The organism is Engelhardtia mirabilis, from assembly GCF_007748095.1.
In the GTDB taxonomy this organism is placed as follows: Bacteria; Planctomycetota; UBA1135; order UBA1135.
In genome coordinates this window covers 5,858,948-5,874,181 of the sequence record NZ_CP036287.1, presented here as the reverse complement: position 1 = coordinate 5,874,181, position 15,234 = coordinate 5,858,948, and the positions used below count along the sequence as shown (strand labels likewise).

10 protein-coding genes are annotated in these 15,234 nt (G+C 71.1%); 6 read left to right on the top strand and 4 right to left on the bottom strand.

From position 1 onward, the window contains the following. Positions 1-188: 188 nt before the first annotated feature. Positions 189-1,904, bottom strand: a complete 1,716-nt coding sequence (locus tag Pla133_RS21685; protein ID WP_145069180.1) for an FG-GAP repeat protein — start codon at positions 1,902-1,904, stop codon at positions 189-191. A gap of 96 nt (positions 1,905-2,000) precedes the next feature. Between Pla133_RS21685 and Pla133_RS21680 the strand changes: the two genes are divergently transcribed. From Pla133_RS21680 to pyk, 4 genes are all read left to right on the top strand, one after another. Continuing rightward, complete coding sequence (locus Pla133_RS21680) at positions 2,001-3,839, top strand: ArnT family glycosyltransferase (RefSeq protein WP_145069178.1); 1,839 nt, start codon at positions 2,001-2,003, stop codon at positions 3,837-3,839. A gap of 247 nt (positions 3,840-4,086) precedes the next feature. Then, positions 4,087-5,304 carry an EAL and HDOD domain-containing protein gene (locus Pla133_RS21675; RefSeq protein ID WP_419191826.1) on the top strand — a complete coding sequence of 406 codons (1,218 nt, stop codon included), beginning with the start codon at positions 4,087-4,089 and terminating at the stop codon, positions 5,302-5,304. Positions 5,305-5,439: 135 nt separating this feature from the next. Then, a complete protein-coding gene (locus Pla133_RS21670; protein ID WP_145069174.1) occupies positions 5,440-7,944 on the top strand; it encodes a spermidine synthase family protein in 2,505 nt (834 codons plus the stop codon). 253 nt (positions 7,945-8,197) lie between these two features. Then, positions 8,198-9,661 (top strand): pyruvate kinase, encoded by a 1,464-nt coding sequence (gene pyk, locus Pla133_RS21665; RefSeq protein WP_419191825.1) that lies wholly within the window; start codon positions 8,198-8,200, stop codon positions 9,659-9,661. A 173-nt stretch (positions 9,662-9,834) separates the two neighbouring features. Here the strand turns inward: pyk and Pla133_RS21660 are convergent, their stop codons facing one another. Beyond that, entirely contained in the window at positions 9,835-10,842 is a 1,008-nt protein-coding gene (locus Pla133_RS21660; RefSeq protein ID WP_419191824.1) for an NUDIX domain-containing protein, read from the bottom strand. Positions 10,843-10,911: 69 nt separating this feature from the next. On the opposite strand from Pla133_RS21660, the gene Pla133_RS21655 reads away from it, so the two are divergent. Both Pla133_RS21655 and Pla133_RS21650 read left to right on the top strand, forming a co-directional pair. Next, positions 10,912-11,307 (top strand): VOC family protein, encoded by a 396-nt coding sequence (locus Pla133_RS21655; protein WP_145069168.1) that lies wholly within the window; start codon positions 10,912-10,914, stop codon positions 11,305-11,307. Between the two features lie 69 nt (positions 11,308-11,376). Then, complete coding sequence (locus Pla133_RS21650; RefSeq protein WP_145069166.1) at positions 11,377-13,911, top strand: carboxypeptidase-like regulatory domain-containing protein; 2,535 nt, start codon at positions 11,377-11,379, stop codon at positions 13,909-13,911. A 39-nt stretch (positions 13,912-13,950) separates the two neighbouring features. Here the strand turns inward: Pla133_RS21650 and Pla133_RS21645 are convergent, their stop codons facing one another. Together Pla133_RS21645 and Pla133_RS21640 are read right to left on the bottom strand one after the other, a co-directional pair. Further along, entirely contained in the window at positions 13,951-14,511 is a 561-nt protein-coding gene (locus Pla133_RS21645; RefSeq protein WP_145069164.1) for a hypothetical protein, read from the bottom strand. Beyond that, positions 14,508-15,116: an RNA polymerase sigma factor gene (locus tag Pla133_RS21640; protein ID WP_419191823.1), complete on the bottom strand. Its 609-nt coding sequence runs from the start codon at positions 15,114-15,116 to the stop codon at positions 14,508-14,510. Before Pla133_RS21640 ends, Pla133_RS21645 begins: the two co-directional genes overlap by 4 nt. Positions 15,117-15,234 lie beyond the last annotated feature (118 nt).

The window sequence follows — 15,234 nt, the reverse complement described above, 5'->3', positions numbered from 1 at the left end:
CAGCAACCCGGGCGCTCGCAGGCTCTTGCAGCGCACGCGACGATTGCAGCGCACGCGGTCACTTGAGAGCCCGTGGTCGTCAGAATGCCGGCGGTCGTCACTGCCTTCGCCGCGCGCGAAGTCGTGTCAGCGTCCTCGGCCACCGCCACCCTCTCGCGGCCGTTTCGGCTCGGCGTCTTCGGACACGCCTACTTGGCCGCCGCGCTGCCCAAGTCGACGCCCACGTCGACCGGGGGGGTCATCTCGCCGCTGCCGGCGGTGTAGATGAATGCGCCGCCGGCCAGGAACTGCTCGAGGGACAGGCCCGGCGCTCCGATGCCCCATTCGGCGCGGCCGTCGCGGTCGAGGTCGCCGAGGCGTGCACAGGTGGTTCCGAAGAAGCCGACCACGGCGGGGCCCGTGCGGCGCTCGAGTTGAAGGCCGGTGCTGCCGGAGAGCACGTGCAGCGAGCCCTGGCCGTGCAGGTCGAAGGGCGCTCCCACCAGCACGTCGTTGGCTCCATCGCCGTCGATGTCGTCGATGGCGACCAGTTCACGGCCGAACTGGGAGTCGTGCTGCGGACCGCGCGCGATCCACAGGGGCTCGAGGGTCGCGCCGTCGAAGGCGTGGACCTCGCCCACCACGTCGAGCAGCGCGGCGTCGCCCGCGAAGGGCGCTCCGCACAAGAGGTCCGGGACACCGTCGCCGTTCAGATCGTCGGCGAAGTCGATCGAAGCGCCCAGGTGATCGTCGGCCACCGGTCCGGCCACACGCCCGAGCTGCGAGCCGTCGCGGCCGGAGTAGATCGTCGCGGCGCCCGAGGCGGGACCGTTGTCCCAAGAACCCCAACTGCCCACCACGAAGTCCGCGCGCCCGTCGCCGTCGTAGTCGCCGGCGGAGGCCACGTCGGTGCCGACCTGCACGAAGGCCATCTCGCCCTGCACGTCGTGCAGCACCGAGCCGTCGACGCCGGACAGCACCAGGGCCCGTCCACCGTTGATGCCGACGATGATCGACAGCCGCGCGCCGACGACGACATCGGCCACGCCGTCGCCGTCCACGTCGCCCAGGCCGTCGACCGACGTGCCCAGGTGGTCGGAGATGCTCGGCCCGGGTGTGCGCCACAGCTCGGTGCCGTCCACGCCGGAGAGCAGGATCGCCGCGCCGCGCTTGTCGGGACCGGCGTCGGGCGCGCCGACGATGAGCTCGCGCACCCCGTCGCCGTTGACGTCGGCCACCGGCGCCAGGGCCGAGCCGAAGCGATCGCCGGGTGCACCGAAGGCCTCGAACAGCAACTCGCCAGTAGTGCCCGATCGGAATTGCACCCGCCCGTCGCCGCCCTGCATCGAAACGCCGACGGCGAAGTCCTCGCGCCCATCGCCGTCCACGTCGCCCAGGGCCGCGAGAGCTCGGCCGAGGTCGGCCGTGGGGGTCGGGCCGAGGATCGTGAAGAGCGGCGCGGACCAGGTGCTGACCGGACCCTGGACCAGCTCGTCGTCGTCGCCGGCGGGGTCGCTGCCCTGCGCCGACGGGACCCAGAGGTTGACCTCGTCGGCGATCACGGGCGGACCCGCGAACTCGGCGCGCAGGCTGTGGGCGCCGGGATCGAGCAGCATCTGACCCGTCAGGGTCGACCCGACCAGCTTGAGGGTGATCGGCGCCGGCGCGCCGTCGAGCAGCAGGGCCACGTCCGCGACGGGGTCGGCGATGTCGTCGACCACGATCCGCACCAGCACCGCGTTACCCGGCGACAGGGCGCCGTCCACCGGGGAGGCGAAGACCAGGAAGGGCGTCGGGATCGCCGGCGGGCTGGCTTCTCCACCGCCACCGCCGCCGCTGCAGGCGCACAGGCCTGCGATCAAGCCGGCGGTCAGGGCGAGGCGCCGGATCGGCTTCAGGGCGGTTCGGAGGGCGTGCGGAGACATGGGGTCGAGTAAGTCTAGCTCGGCCTGATCGACCGGCTACGAGGGGCGTGGTGGCAAGCGCGCCGGGCGCGTTGCAACCTGTGCGGCCCTGCTCTGATGGACCAGACTCCCGAGAAGTTCCAGCAGGCCCCCTCCGGCGGGCCGTCCGACGCCCTGCGGCTGCTGCTCCTGGTGGGGGCGGTGCTGCTCGCGAACCTGCCTCTCTTGTCCAAGCTCGAGGTGGAGAACGAGGAGGGGCGGCGCCTCTTGCCAGCGCGGGAGATGCTCGAGACCGGCGAGTGGGTCGAGCCGCGCATCTGGGGCCGGCCGTACCTGGCCAAGCCACCGCTCTACTACTGGTGCGTGGCGGCCACGGCGCGGGGGCTCCGGGCGGCGGGGCTCGGCGACCTGGGTCGCATCGAGCTCGAGGACCTGCATCTCGACGCCCTGTCGAAGCTGGCCCACCGCGACCCGGTGGCCAGCGCGCTCGGGCCGGGGCCCCTGCCGGACCTGTCGCCGGTCTCGCCCCTGGCGGCGCGGTTGGCGTCGCTGGTCTTCTCCGCTGCGGCGGTGGCCCTGGTGTTCCTGCTCTGCAGGCGCAGCCTGGGCGCGACCGCCTCGACCGTTGCCGCCGGCTGCATGGCGGGCGCGCCGACGCTGATGGCCAAGGCGACCCTAGGGGAGATCGAGATGGCGCTCACGGCCCTGTGCTTCGCGGGCACGGCGGCCGCCTGGCTCGGGCTGCGCGGGCGTTGGGTGTGGAGCGTCGTTGGAGGCCTCGCGATCGGCGCCGCCGTGCTCGCCAAGGGTCCGATCGCCTTCGCCTTCGCCCTGCCGCCCCTGTGGCTCGCGGCCGCGCTCGAACGCGACGGCCGCGGCCGCGCCTTGGCCCGCGCCGCGCTCGCGACGTTCCTCTCTTTGGCGGTCCCGGGCATCTGGCTGGCCCTGTTGCTCGATGGACAGCAGTCGAACGTCGGACAGACCTGGGCCGGCGAACTGGCGCGCGGCGGGCCGGGCAGCGCCTGGGTGTACCTCAGCGACCGCCTGCGGCTGGTCAGCGGCGTGCTGCTCGGTTGGCTCCCCGCTTCGCTCGTGGCCCTCGCCGGTTGGAGATCCTGGCGCGGCAGTTCCCTCGGGCGCTTCGCCACGGTGGCGCTGGTGGCCGGGATGTTGCTGCTGCTCGCCTGGCCGGGGGTGCGGGCGCGCTACGCCCTGCCGCTGTTGCCCTGGGCCAGCGTCCTCGCCGGCGTGGCCTTCGATGGCTCCGAGACCGCCCGCAGGGTCAGCCGCGGGGCCGCGCGCGGGCTGTCGTTCGCGCTGCTGCCCGTGTTGGTGCTCGCCCTGCCGTTCGTGCTGGTGGGGATCGTGATCTATCCGGAGGGCGTGACGGCCGGAGACCCGCCGAAGTGGACCGTCGTGACCATCGGCCTGGTCGCATTCGCGTCAGCGGTGGAGGGCACGCGCCGCCTGCGCGCCGGTGGGCCCGCCGGCGCAGCCCTGGTGGCCCTGGCCTGCTTCGCATTCTCGGGGAGGCTCGTCGAGCGCTCGATGATCGAGCCCTTCAAGCTCCACAAGGACCGGCGCGCCCTTGGTGCTGCGGTGCTGCGCGAGGTCGTCGACGACCCGGGAGCAACCGTGCGCGTGGGGCGCTGGGCCCAGTTCAACCTGCTGTACTACACCGGCTGGCGGGGGGGCTGGGCCAACGGTCCTGACGACGTCGCCCCCGGTGAGCTGTGGCTGTGCGGCGCCGACCGGCCGGCGCCGGAGCCCGCGCGGGAATGGACCCTGCTCGCGGCACCGGCTGCGAGCCCGTGGGTCCCGACTGCGCCGAGCGCCCCGGCGGGCGCGTATTGGACCCACATCGGCCTACTCGGACCGGAATTCGTCGGTGGGGACCTGGCGGCGCTCGCCCTGTGGAAACGACTTCCGCCGCCGGCGGGTGGCGCCGATCGCTGAGGTCCGTCGTGGAGGGCCCTTCGGGGGGGGGGCGGACCCGAATTCGCCGAGCGCGAGAGCCGCGCGCCTCGGTGCCGGATCCGGGCGGCGCGCGGCCCCGCGATCCAGCCCGCGTGATTCATCGAAGTTCCCTCAGGCTGCGGCCCGGGAACGTGCCGATGACCTGCTCTGAGGTGGGTCGGGCAACCCGTCCGCAGTGCCCCTTGCCCCGCGCCGGCCCGACCTCGACTCTTCCCGGCACCCGATCGTGACGAAGTCCCGCCCCCTATTCGTCGGCCGACAGCCGATCTTCACCCGTCGTCTCGGCGTCTTCGCCTACGAGCTGCTCTTCCGCCCAACGGAGGAGGCCCTGGAGAGTTTCGTGGTCGATGAGGACCGCGCCACATCCGAGGTGCTGGTCGGCGCTTGCCTCGAGCTGGGCCTGGACCGACTCGTGGGAGACCGCCTGGCCTTCGTGAACCTGACCAAGCGCTTCCTGACCGAAGAGGGCCTGCTGCCGGCGGGACCCGACCAGATCGTGCTCGAGATCCTCGAGAACGTCTCCGGCGACCAGGAGACGATCGACGCCGTCAAGCGCCTGCGGGGCGAGGGCTACCGCATTGCCCTGGACGACTTCACCCTCGACGCGCCGACCAACACGCTCCTGCAGCTGGCCGACATCGTGAAGCTGGACCTGCGCGCCATGTCCATCGAGGAGTGCGCGCCCCTGGTGGAGGAGCTGATCGATCGGGGCATCGAGGTGCTGGCCGAGAAGATCGAGACGATCGACGAGTTCAAGGCCTGCAAGGAGCTCGGCTTCCACTACTTCCAAGGCTACTTCCTCGAGCGCCCTTCGATCGTCAAGGGTCGGGCCATGGGCTCGACCAAGACCCAGATCCTGGCCGTGCTCAGCGAGCTCTACTCGCCCGAGGTGGACATCGACCGCCTGCAGCGCGCGATCTCGGTCGACATGGGGCTCTCCTATCGGATCCTGCGGCACATCAACACCGCCCGCTACGGCATCCGGCGCAGCGTCGAGTCGGTGCGCGAAGCCGTGGTCTTCCTCGGCCTGAACCGAGTCCGCAACCTGGCCAGCCTGGTGCTGATGGCCTCGGTCGAGAACAAGCCCGACGAGCTGATCCGCACTGCCATGCTGCGCGGACGCATGTGCGAAATCCTGGCCCAAAAGGCCGATCGCGAGCGCCCTGACTCCTACTTCACAGTCGGCATGTTCTCCTGCCTCGACGCGCTGCTCGACACGGCCATGGACGCCGTCCTGGCGCGCCTGCCCCTCTCGGAGGACGTGCAACGGGCCCTGATCGAGGGCGGCGGCGACGCCGGGGACGTGCTCAGCGCGGTCGTGGCCTACGAGCACGGGATGTGGGGCAAGGCTGTTCCCACGGGCTTCACCGAGTCCGCGGTGGCGGAGGCCTACGCCGAGGCCTGCGAGTGGGTCGACCGCCTCTCGGCGGACGTCGAGGACTGAGATGGGGTGAGAGGGCGGCGGTCGGGCCGCGCCCCGGGGGGCCGGTCGCGATAAGCTTTCGGCCCCGCGTGCCCGCCGAGGGCCCCTCCCCGACCCGATGGCCGCCAGCGTCCCCGCCGGCCTACCCGCCCCCGCATGGCCACCGAAGATCCGACCGACGCGAACGACGCGACGGCCCCCGACGCCCTCCGCACCGCCCCCGGCCTGTTCCTGATCTCGGCGGCGGTGCTCGCCCTGCAGGTGCTGCAGACGCGGATCCTGTCGGTGCAGATGTGGCACCACCACTCCTACATGGTGGTGACCATGACCCTGCTCGGCTTCGCCGCCGCGGGGTCCCTGGTGACGGTAATGCCGCGCCTGGCGCGCGGCGACGTGGCGGGCAAGTTGGCCTGGGCCGGCAGCCTGTTCGCGCTCTCGACCCTCGGCGGCTACCTGATCCTGGGTGCGACCGCGGACCAGGCGGCGCAGATGACAGCGGAGGGCAAGTACCTCTCCCTGTCGCTGTTCTACAGCTACCTGCTGATCCCGTACTTCTTCGGCGGGCTGGTGGTCACGATCGCTCTGTCGACGGCCAAGCGCGTCAGCCTGCTGTACTTCTTCAACCTGATCGGCAGCGCGGTCGGGGCCTGGATGTTCATCGCGTTCATCGCGCCCCTGGGCGGTGAGCGCCTGCTGGTCGCCTGCGCCGCCCTCGGGCCGCTGGCGGCGGTCAGCTTCCTGCGGAGCGCGCCGCGCTCGCCCGTGCCCGTGTCGCGCGGCGCCGGCGTGGCGGCCATCGCGACCCTGGCCCTGTGCGCCGTGTCATTCCTCAAGGCGCGCGAGTGGTTTCCGGTCAACGTCGCCAGCTCCAAGGCGATGACCTACACCCTGGCCGAGATCGAGGGCTCCCAGCACGTGGGCCAGCGCTGGACGCCCATGTGCCGCCTCGACCTGGTCAAGCTTCCCGACGTCGAAGGGCGCCCGGGCGAGATCAACATCTATCAGGACGGTGACGCGATCACCGTGATGCACTCGGACGCCAGCTTCGGGGCCCTGCGCGCGACGGCGCCCCTGGCCCTGAACCAGCTCGCCTACGAGCCCCAGAAGCTCCTGGTCGAGCGGGGCGCGGCGCCGCCCCAGGCCCTGGCGATCGGCATCGGCGGGGGCATCGACCTGCGCTTCGCCATGGAGCAGGGCGCCGAGAGCGTGCTCGGCATCGAGATCAACTCGGAGACGGTGCAGCTCGTCGGCGAGGAGTGGGCCGACTTCAACGGCGACGTCTACCACAAGCCCGGGGTCGAGGTGCGCGTGGGCGAGGGCCGCAGCGCCCTGCGCCGGCTCGACCGCACCTTCGACGTGATCGAGCTGTCGGGCACGGACACCTACACCGCCGGCAACGCGGGCGCCTACGTCCTGTCCGAGTCGTACCTGTACACCTACGAGGCGCTGGTCGAGTACTTCGAGCACCTCGACCCCGAGCGCGGGACCCTGGGCATGATCCGCCTGGGCTACGACCCGCCGCGCGAGAACCTGCGCCTGTTCGCGATCGCGCTCACGGCCCTGCGCGACGAGTTCGGGATCGAGAGGCCGAGCCAGCACGCGGCGGTGATCTTCGAGGAGGTCACCCTGCCGGAGGGCGGCCCCGGCGCGGGCGAGACGATCCGCTTCGCGGGCAACGTCTTCTCTCGTCAGCCCTTCAGCCCCGAGGCGCTCGAGCGCTTCGCCATGGCCGAGGTCAACCCCGACTGGCGCCTGGCCTACCTGCCCGGCGTGGAGTCCGACCCGAACGACCCCTTCGCGCGCCTGGCGGCGGCCATCGACGCGGGCACCGAAGAGGCGTTCTACGCGGACTACCCCTGGGACGTCCGCCCGGTGAACGACGACGCGCCGTTCTTCTTCAACTTCCACCACTGGAGCGCCCTGTTCGCCGAGCCCGAGTCGGACAGCGGATCGTGGCACGCGCTCACGGGCGGCCCGATCGGCCTGCGGATCATGGCCACGCTGTTGGTGCAGACCAGCCTGCTCGTGGCGCTGCTCGTGATCCTGCCCCTGGTGCTGCTGCGCCGCGAGGGCTTGAAGGCGCCCAACGCCGGGCGGCACCTGGCCTACTTCCTGGGCCTCGGCGCGGGCTTCATGTTCCTCGAGATCTCGACCATCCAGCGGCTGGTGCTCTACCTGGGGCACCCGACCTACTCGCTGACGGTGGTGCTGGCCTGCTTCCTGACCTTTGCGGGCCTCGGCAGCCTGGTGGCCGGGCGTTTGGGCGCCGCGCCGGCCCGGGCCATGGCCGTGGTCGCGACCCTGCTCTGCATCGGCATCGGCGCCCTTGCCTTCGGGCTGCAGCCGATCCTCGAGGCGACGCTCTACCTGGAGCTGCCGGCGCGCATCGCGGTGGTGGTGGCGGTCCTGGCGCCGCTCAACTTCCTGATGGGGATGCCCTTCCCGCTCGGGCTGCAGCGCCTCAAGGGCCTCGCCCCGCGGCTCGTGCCGTGGGCCATGGGGGTCAACGGCGGCGCGAGCGTGGTGGCGTCGATCCTCTGCATCGTGATCGCGATGGAGGCCGGCTTCCGCACGGTCACCCTGCTGGCGATGTTGGCCTACGGGTTGGGCACGATCCTGCAGGTGACCGGGCCCCTGTCCCAGTCCCGCGCCGAGCGCTGAGTCGCGGTCGTACGGTGCCGGGATCGTTTGGTCGTACGGTGCCGGGATCATTTGTCCCACCGGCGCCCGAAATCGTTGCGAATCGCAACGATTTCGGGCGCCGGTGGGACAAATGATCCCGGCACCGTACGACCAAACGATCCCGGCACCGTACGACCGCGGCACCGTACGACCCTTGCGCCTGGCGGCGCGATCGGTCCAGTCGCTACGTTCTTGCCCAGTGCCCACGAACACGACCGAGAGCTCCCCGAAGATGCCCGAGCGAAGCCAGTCGTCCCCGGAGCGCCGACCCAAGGCGCCCCACTCCAACACCAAGATCGTGGCCACCATCGGCCCGGCTTCGGAGGGGCGCATCGAGGAGCTGATCTTGGCCGGCATGAACGTCGCCCGGATCAACTTCAGCCACGGTGAGGCCGAGGAGCACCGCCGCCGGATCGACGTCGTCCGCAAGGCCGCCCGCAACCTGAACATGGCCGTGGCGGTCCTGGCCGACATCCAGGGCCCCAAGCTGCGGATGGGCAAGTTCGCGAACGGTCCCGTGGAGCTCGTGGAGGGCGACGAGATCGTCATCCGCCAGGGCGAGGGCCCGGCCCAGGAGGGCGAGGTCTACTTCAAGTTCGACGGCTTCCTGGGCCCGATGCAGATCGGACACCGGCTGCTCCTGGCCGACGGCGCGGTGGCCGCGGAGGCCACGGCCTGCGAGGCCGACCACATCCGCGCGGTGGTCACCCGCGGCGGCGTGGTCGCCGACCGCAAGGGCGTCAACCTGCCCGACACGGACCTGGCCGTCGACCTGCCGACCCCCAAGGACATCGCCGACATCGAGGTCGCGCGCCAGTGCGGCGTCGACATGATCGGCATCAGCTTCGTCGGCTCCGCCGAGGACGTGGAGAAGATCCGCGAGCTGGCGCCCGAGCCCCAGATGGTGGCCAAGATCGAGCGCGCCATCGCCCTCGAGCGCCTGCCGGAGATCATCAAGGCCTCCGACGGGATCATGGTCGCCCGCGGCGACCTGGGCGTGGAGACCGAGCTCGAGCGCCTGCCGATGCTGCAGAAGATGCTGATCCAGAGCGCCCTGCGCGAGGGCCGCTACGTGATCACCGCGACCGAGATGCTCGAGTCGATGATCCACTCCTCGCGCCCGACCCGCGCCGAGGTCGCCGACGTGGCCAACGCCGTGCTCGACGGCACCGACGCGGTGATGCTCTCGGCCGAGACCGCCGTCGGCAAGTACCCCCGCGAGGCGATCGAGACCATGGTCCGCATCGCCCACGCGGTCGAGACCAGCGACGGCTACAACGAGCTGCCGCGCGTCGAGTTCCGCGCCTCCGAGCCGACCTTCTCCAACGCCATCGCCGTGGCGGCGGTGGAGGCCGCCGAGGCCCTGGGCCTGACCAAGATCATCGCCTTCACGGAGACCGGCAACACGGTGCGCCTGCTCTCGCGCTACCGCCCCCGCGCCGAGATCATCGCCCTGACGCCGCACCAGCGCACCCTCAACCTGATGGCCATGCTGGCCCACGTGCGCCCGATCCTCTACGGCCGCGACCGCAACCTGGAGGACATGATGTTCAACGCCAGCCTGTTCCTACAAGACAAGGGCTTGGTGCGCGGCGGCGAGCAGGTGCTGTTCGTAGCCGGTGTGCCGCCGGGCGTGGCGCGTACGACGAACCTGATGAAGCTGCACCGCATCGGCGAGCGGGTGCGGTTCCATTGAGCGCGTAGGCGGACGTCAGGTGCCAGGCACAGAACCGCCGCCTACTCGGGCCCGCCGCTGGGACTCGTGTCAGAAAGAGGGGGGTCTTTTTGACGTCCTGTGTCGAAACACCAGGGCATTTGCCAGCGCTGGGCCAAGGCGTCGAACCCCGCACCCGGTTGCCGCCCCGCTCTTCAGGCCGCGCCGCCGAGCAGCGGCACGAGCCGGACCGCGAGGGTCAGGAGCACGAGCACCATCGCGAGCCAGAAGAAGACCGAGCGGTTCCAGCGCTCGATCTTGGTGAGCTTGTAGCGGTGGTGGGCGACCAGGTAGTCGAGCACCTCGCTGCGCGAGCCCGATTCCGGGTAGGGGGGGTCCTTGTCTGGGGCCTTGGCTCCCACGGACAGTTCCATCCGGCGCGAGTACTCCTCGGGCACGACCCCGGGTTGCTGCAGGAGGCTGTGGAGGGTCAGTTCGAACTTGTACTTCAGCTTGCGGTGGGAGCGGCGGTAGCTCTGCAGGTGGTCGGTCACGAGGCCGAAGTAGACGGCGGTCAACAGCAGCAGCGGTCCGACGGCGACCAGCATCCAGGGGCTCGGCCTCGCGAAGAGCGGCTCATCGAGCAGGACCAGGTCGGCGTTGAGCAGGGCGATTACCGCGATCATGCCACCGAAGAGGAACTTCGCCAGGAAGTCGTTGGCCGTGGCGGAGGTCTCCTTCATGCGTTCGTGCAGGAGGTCGAGCTGCTTCATCAGTACCTGCTCGGCCAGGGCGTCGTGGGCCTCGTGGGGTTGCTGTGCCGTGAGCAGCCGCGCGCTCTCGAGCACGTGGACCGCGCCCGGGTGGGCCAGCTCGCGGCGCGCGTCCTCGAAGCTCGCCCAGCGCGTCTCGCGGCCCTCGCTCGACGGCCCTTGGGAGACGAAGCGCATCAGGAACATCCGGGAGACGACGTCTTCGCCTTCCTTCGAGTAGCACAGGTCTCCGGCGGGAGCGACCACCTCGGCGACGACTCCAGTCTCCTCCTCGACCTCCCGCCGCGCGGTGGCCTCCGGCGTCTCGCGACAGCTGGCCACCCGTTCGATGTGCCCCTTGGGGAGCACCCACTCGGTCGGGTTGGACCGGGACCTGACCATCAGAAACAACGGACCTGTGAGCGTCGGACGCACGACGACGCCGCCGGCGTGGGTGGGGACTTGTTCCAACTCGACTCCTTCTGACTCGACCTCCATCGAAGCGCAGAGTGTACGCCGGCCACGGCTACACTCCGCGCCATGACCCACCTGGCACTCGTGGCGGTGATCGTCGACGACTACGCCCGCGCGATCGCCTTCTACACCGGCGCGCTCGGCTTCGAGCTCGTCGAGGACTCGCCGTCGCTCACCAACGACGGACGGCCCAAGCGCTGGGTCGTCGTGCGTCCGCCTGGCGCCCAGACCGGGATTCTCCTCGCTCAGGCCGACGGCGAGCGCCAACAGCGCGCGGTGGGGGACCAGTTCGCCGGCCGCGTGGGGCTCTTCCTGCAGGTGGACGACTTCGAGGCCAGCCACCGGCGCCTCGTGAGCGCTGGCGTCGAGTTCGCGACCGAACCCCGCCGCGAGGCCTACGGACAGGTGGCGGTCTTCGTCGACCCGTGGGGCAACCGCTGGGACCTCTTGGGTCCGGCCTGATGCCGCTCGCGCAGTCTTTGTGACGAGCGAGATACCGACGCCCGCCGGCGGAGCGCCGATGATCGGACGATGCGCCGGATCCTCCCGCCCCTCGCCCTCGCGCTGATCGCCCTCGTCGTCCTCTGGAAGGTCACCGCAGCGGGCGGCGATGCAGGGGCCGTCCCGGACGCGCGGCCCGCGACGGAAGCGCGGGACCTCGAGGTCGCGCTCGCTTCGCCGAGGATCGAGGGCCCGGCGGCCGGTACCGAACCCCTGGCGTCCGTCGAAGCTGCGCGCGCGAGGGTCGAGACCCCGCCACCTGCAGCAACCGAGTCCCCGGATCCGCAGCAGGCCGCCCTGCGAGGCCGCTTCCTGACCCCGGACGGCGCGCCGGCCGTCGGTGCGGCGGTCAGCCTGCACGGCTGGCAATCCAACCCCGAGCGCGTGGCCGAGTTCGGACTCCCCGCAGAGTGGTCCGACCCCGAGACCACCACCGACGCCGAGGGCCGCTTCGAGCTCGACTTCGTTCCTCCCGGCGCGTACCAGTTCGCCCTCGGCGTCCACCTGGACGGCTTCGCGCCCGCCGGCTGGCGCTGGTCGAGCCTGCCCCCCGGCGACGACCGCGACCTCGGGACGGTGACCCTCGAGGCCGGCGGCTCGATCCGCGTGTCCATCGAACGGCCGGACGGTTCCTCCGCAGGCGACGATTGGCGGGTCCACGGATCGAACGACGGGCCGCGCTTCGGCGATCGCGAGGCCGCGCGGCGTTCGGGCGAGTACGACCCGCGGACGCAGACCTGGTTGATCACGGACCTGCCGGGCGGGGCCGCGGAGGTGGCGGCCTACTCCGAGATCGCCAACTGGATCGAGCAGCCCGGCGTCGTCGTCCGCGCCGGCGAGACGGTCGACTGCACCCTGGTCTACGACGGCCCGGACAACGCGAGCCGCATCGTCGTGGTGGTCTTCACGGGTCCTATTCATCCCGTCAGACCCGGTTCCGAGAACGTGATGCTCGAGGGCGGAGCGCTCGAAGAGCGCCTGCGTTGCGAGCACACGTTCGGATCCCAGAGCCACGACTTCCCCGACCTCGAGCCGGGGCTCTACACGGTGGTGATCGACGACCCGCGCTTCGAGCGCTGGGAGCGCCGCGGCGTGCGACCGGGCGAACGCGTCGACGCCCACCTGACCGGCAGCTGCGCCATCGTCGTCGACGTGGTCGACCGGGAGACGGGCGCGCCGGTGGACGACTGGTCGCTCGACATCCGCTGCGAGGACGTGAACTTCTGGCCCCGCGAGTTCGCGCTGGTGACGAAGGGCGGCGAGCCCCCCGCCGACGGCCGCCTCGGATCGCTGGTGCCGATGAGCTACACCCTGGCCCTGGAAGCACCGGGCTACCCGCCCATGCAGCTACCCGTGGACGACCTGGCGGCAGGGGAGGAGCGCCCCGTCCAGTTTCTGCTCTCGAAGGGCGGGGCCGTCGTGGGCACCGTGCGATCGGCGGCGGGCGACGGGCTTCCAGGGGTCCCGGTGGAGCTCTATCGGGCCGAGGTCACCTCGCCCCGGGTCGACTGGTGGAGCCTGTGGGGGCACGACCACCTGGAGCGCCACCGGCTCGGGACCACGACCACCGATGACCAGGGCGGCTTCCGACTGCCGACCGCCCAGGGAGGGCCCCTGCTGCTGCGTGCCGTGGGCGGAGTGGGACTCCACGGCCTGGTCGAGTTCGAACACGAGGCCGCGACCGAGTCGGACCCGATCGAGGTCGAGGTCCCTTCAGGCGTGCACCTGACGGGTCGGCTGCTCGCTCCCACTGGCGCCGACTTCGACGGGTTCGTCGCCTGGGTCGGTCCCGTGGCCCTGATGCCGGACATGGATCCGGCCATGTTGGATCCCGACATCGACGCCATCTTGGTGGCGGAGGTCGACGCCCAGGGTCGTTTCGACGTGGGTGACTTCGGGGTCGGTGACCTCGACGTCCTGATCCTCAACAAGGACGGCGGCCAGATCCTGGATCGTCGCGTCGTCCCGGTCGCGGCTGCCGGCGAGGTGATGTTTGAGTTCGACCTGCGCTCGCGGTGGCCGGCGGTCGTCGACATCGAGGTGCGGATCGGGGGCGAACCCGCTCCCCGCGCCCAGGTGTACTTCGAGTCGCTCGACGAGCAGCGCCCGAGCTCCTCACCGAGGGTCGACCTCGACGGGGATGGGCGTGACACGGTCGAGATCGCCGCGGGACGCTATCGGGTGGTGGTCAACGGCCGCTTCGATCCCTTCTGGGTCTGGCGCTCCCAGGCCACGTTCGAGTTCGAACCCCTGGGTCGCAGCCAGGTGCGGATCGACGTGCCCGCCTGGCGGCACACCCTGGCCGTGGTCGAGCGGGACGGGGGCGCGCCGGCTGTCGACACACCCCTCGCCGTCCTGCGCCAGGAGGAGACCGGCAGGGTGTACCGTTGGAGCCTGACCACGGACTCGGAGGGCGGGCTGGACCTGCTGATCCCCGAGGGGCCCCTGTGGCTGGCGAAAGCCGACGCGGACCCGGTCCCGAAGGTCGGCGCGGACCTGGTCGGTCTGACCCGCGTCGACTGGATCGCCTCCGGACCCTCGCCGGCCGTGGTCGAAGCTCCGTGAGGTCGACGACGTCGCGGTCAAAGCACCGCCGACCGCGCCTCAGCGAGCCAGATGCGCCGCTGCCTCGTGCACCACCCGTTCCTGCCCACTGACCGGGTCGATCTCCACCAGGCGCCAGCGGATCGCGTCGGGCAGGGCTTCGAGCGCGCTCGCATCGGGTGCCCAGGTGGTTCCGCGCAGCTCCGAGCTCTCGAGCGCCGCGGGACCGGCCGCCTGCTCGGCCGCCCACACGCGCACTCGACGGACCCAACCGTCCGCTGCCGGTGCGGCGGGCCAACGGAACGTCCCCCACGCGGCCACGGGGCCCGACGGCGCGACGTCGGCTGCCGTCCTCGGCGCAGTGGCCATGGCGCGCAGGGCGAATTCCTGTAGACGTCGTTCGTGGACCGTCGACTCCGAACCCTCCATCGTCGCGGCGTCGTCGCAGCGCTCGGTCGCGCGGCGATCGAGTTCGGCCGCCGTCGCCTCGAGGGCCTCGAGCTCCGTATACAAGTCCGGGCGTGCGCGGGCCAGCGCGGCCCGACGCGGGTCGTCGGGCGCGGTGTCCAGGAGCTCGGCAACCAGCTCCTCGTCCATGCTTGAATGCGAATCGTCGTTCACAATCGGTCTCCCTTGTCGATCGGTTCGAGCAGGGCCCGGAGCTTGGTCAGCCCGCGGTAGTAGTGGGTCTTGATGCTGGAGACCGAGAGGCCCAGGAGCAAGGCGATTTCGGGCAGGGTGCGGTCGTCGATGTGGCGCAGGCGAACGACCTGGGCCTCGCGTGCGGCCAGGTGAGCCAGCAGGGCCTCGATGTCGTCGTCGACGAGACCCTGGTCGACGGCCCCCTGGTGAACGGCCATTGCGACGGACGGCTCGAGCGGACCCTCGAGGGCGGCGAGGGATAACGTGCGCGAGCGTTCACGCTGGAGTCGGCGGGCGGCGTTCATGGTCTCGTTGCGGCAGAAGGCGTAGGTCCAGGTCTCGATCCGGGCCCGGCCCCGAAACTGATCGAGTCGCTTCCAGACCTGCAGCACCACGGTCTGGGAGACCTCTTCGATTCCCTCCGGTCCCAGGGGTGATCCAAGGCGCCGGTTGCGCTCGGCGACGAAGCGAGCGACGCAGCGCAGCCGAATCGCGAGGGCTTCCTGCGCCTCGAGGTCACACGCCAGGGCCCTTTGCGCGAGCAACAGGTCCTCGGCGCCTCCTTCGAGTCGGTCGGCAACCATTGGTGTCGGCGGGGCGGGCATGGGTTTACCTCGGTGGGACATTTTCTCAAGGGGGTGGACACGCTCGCGAGATCGACGCCCTCTCGTCGCCGTCTGGGCGAATGGCTGTCGATGGAGC

What these genes read in the sequence shown, in the direction of transcription:
- Pla133_RS21685 (WP_145069180.1), bottom strand. Translation starts at nt 1,904, where the DNA reads ATGTCTCCGCACGCCCTCCGAACCGCCCTGAAGCCGATCCGGCGCCTC.
- Pla133_RS21680 (WP_145069178.1), top strand. Translation starts at nt 2,001, where the DNA reads ATGGACCAGACTCCCGAGAAGTTCCAGCAGGCCCCCTCCGGCGGGCCG.
- Pla133_RS21670 (WP_145069174.1), top strand. Translation starts at nt 5,440, where the DNA reads ATGGCCACCGAAGATCCGACCGACGCGAACGACGCGACGGCCCCCGAC.
- pyk (WP_419191825.1), top strand. Translation starts at nt 8,198, where the DNA reads ATGCCCGAGCGAAGCCAGTCGTCCCCGGAGCGCCGACCCAAGGCGCCC.
- Pla133_RS21655 (WP_145069168.1), top strand. Translation starts at nt 10,912, where the DNA reads ATGACCCACCTGGCACTCGTGGCGGTGATCGTCGACGACTACGCCCGC.
- Pla133_RS21650 (WP_145069166.1), top strand. Translation starts at nt 11,377, where the DNA reads ATGCGCCGGATCCTCCCGCCCCTCGCCCTCGCGCTGATCGCCCTCGTC.
- Pla133_RS21640 (WP_419191823.1), bottom strand. Translation starts at nt 15,116, where the DNA reads ATGGTTGCCGACCGACTCGAAGGAGGCGCCGAGGACCTGTTGCTCGCG.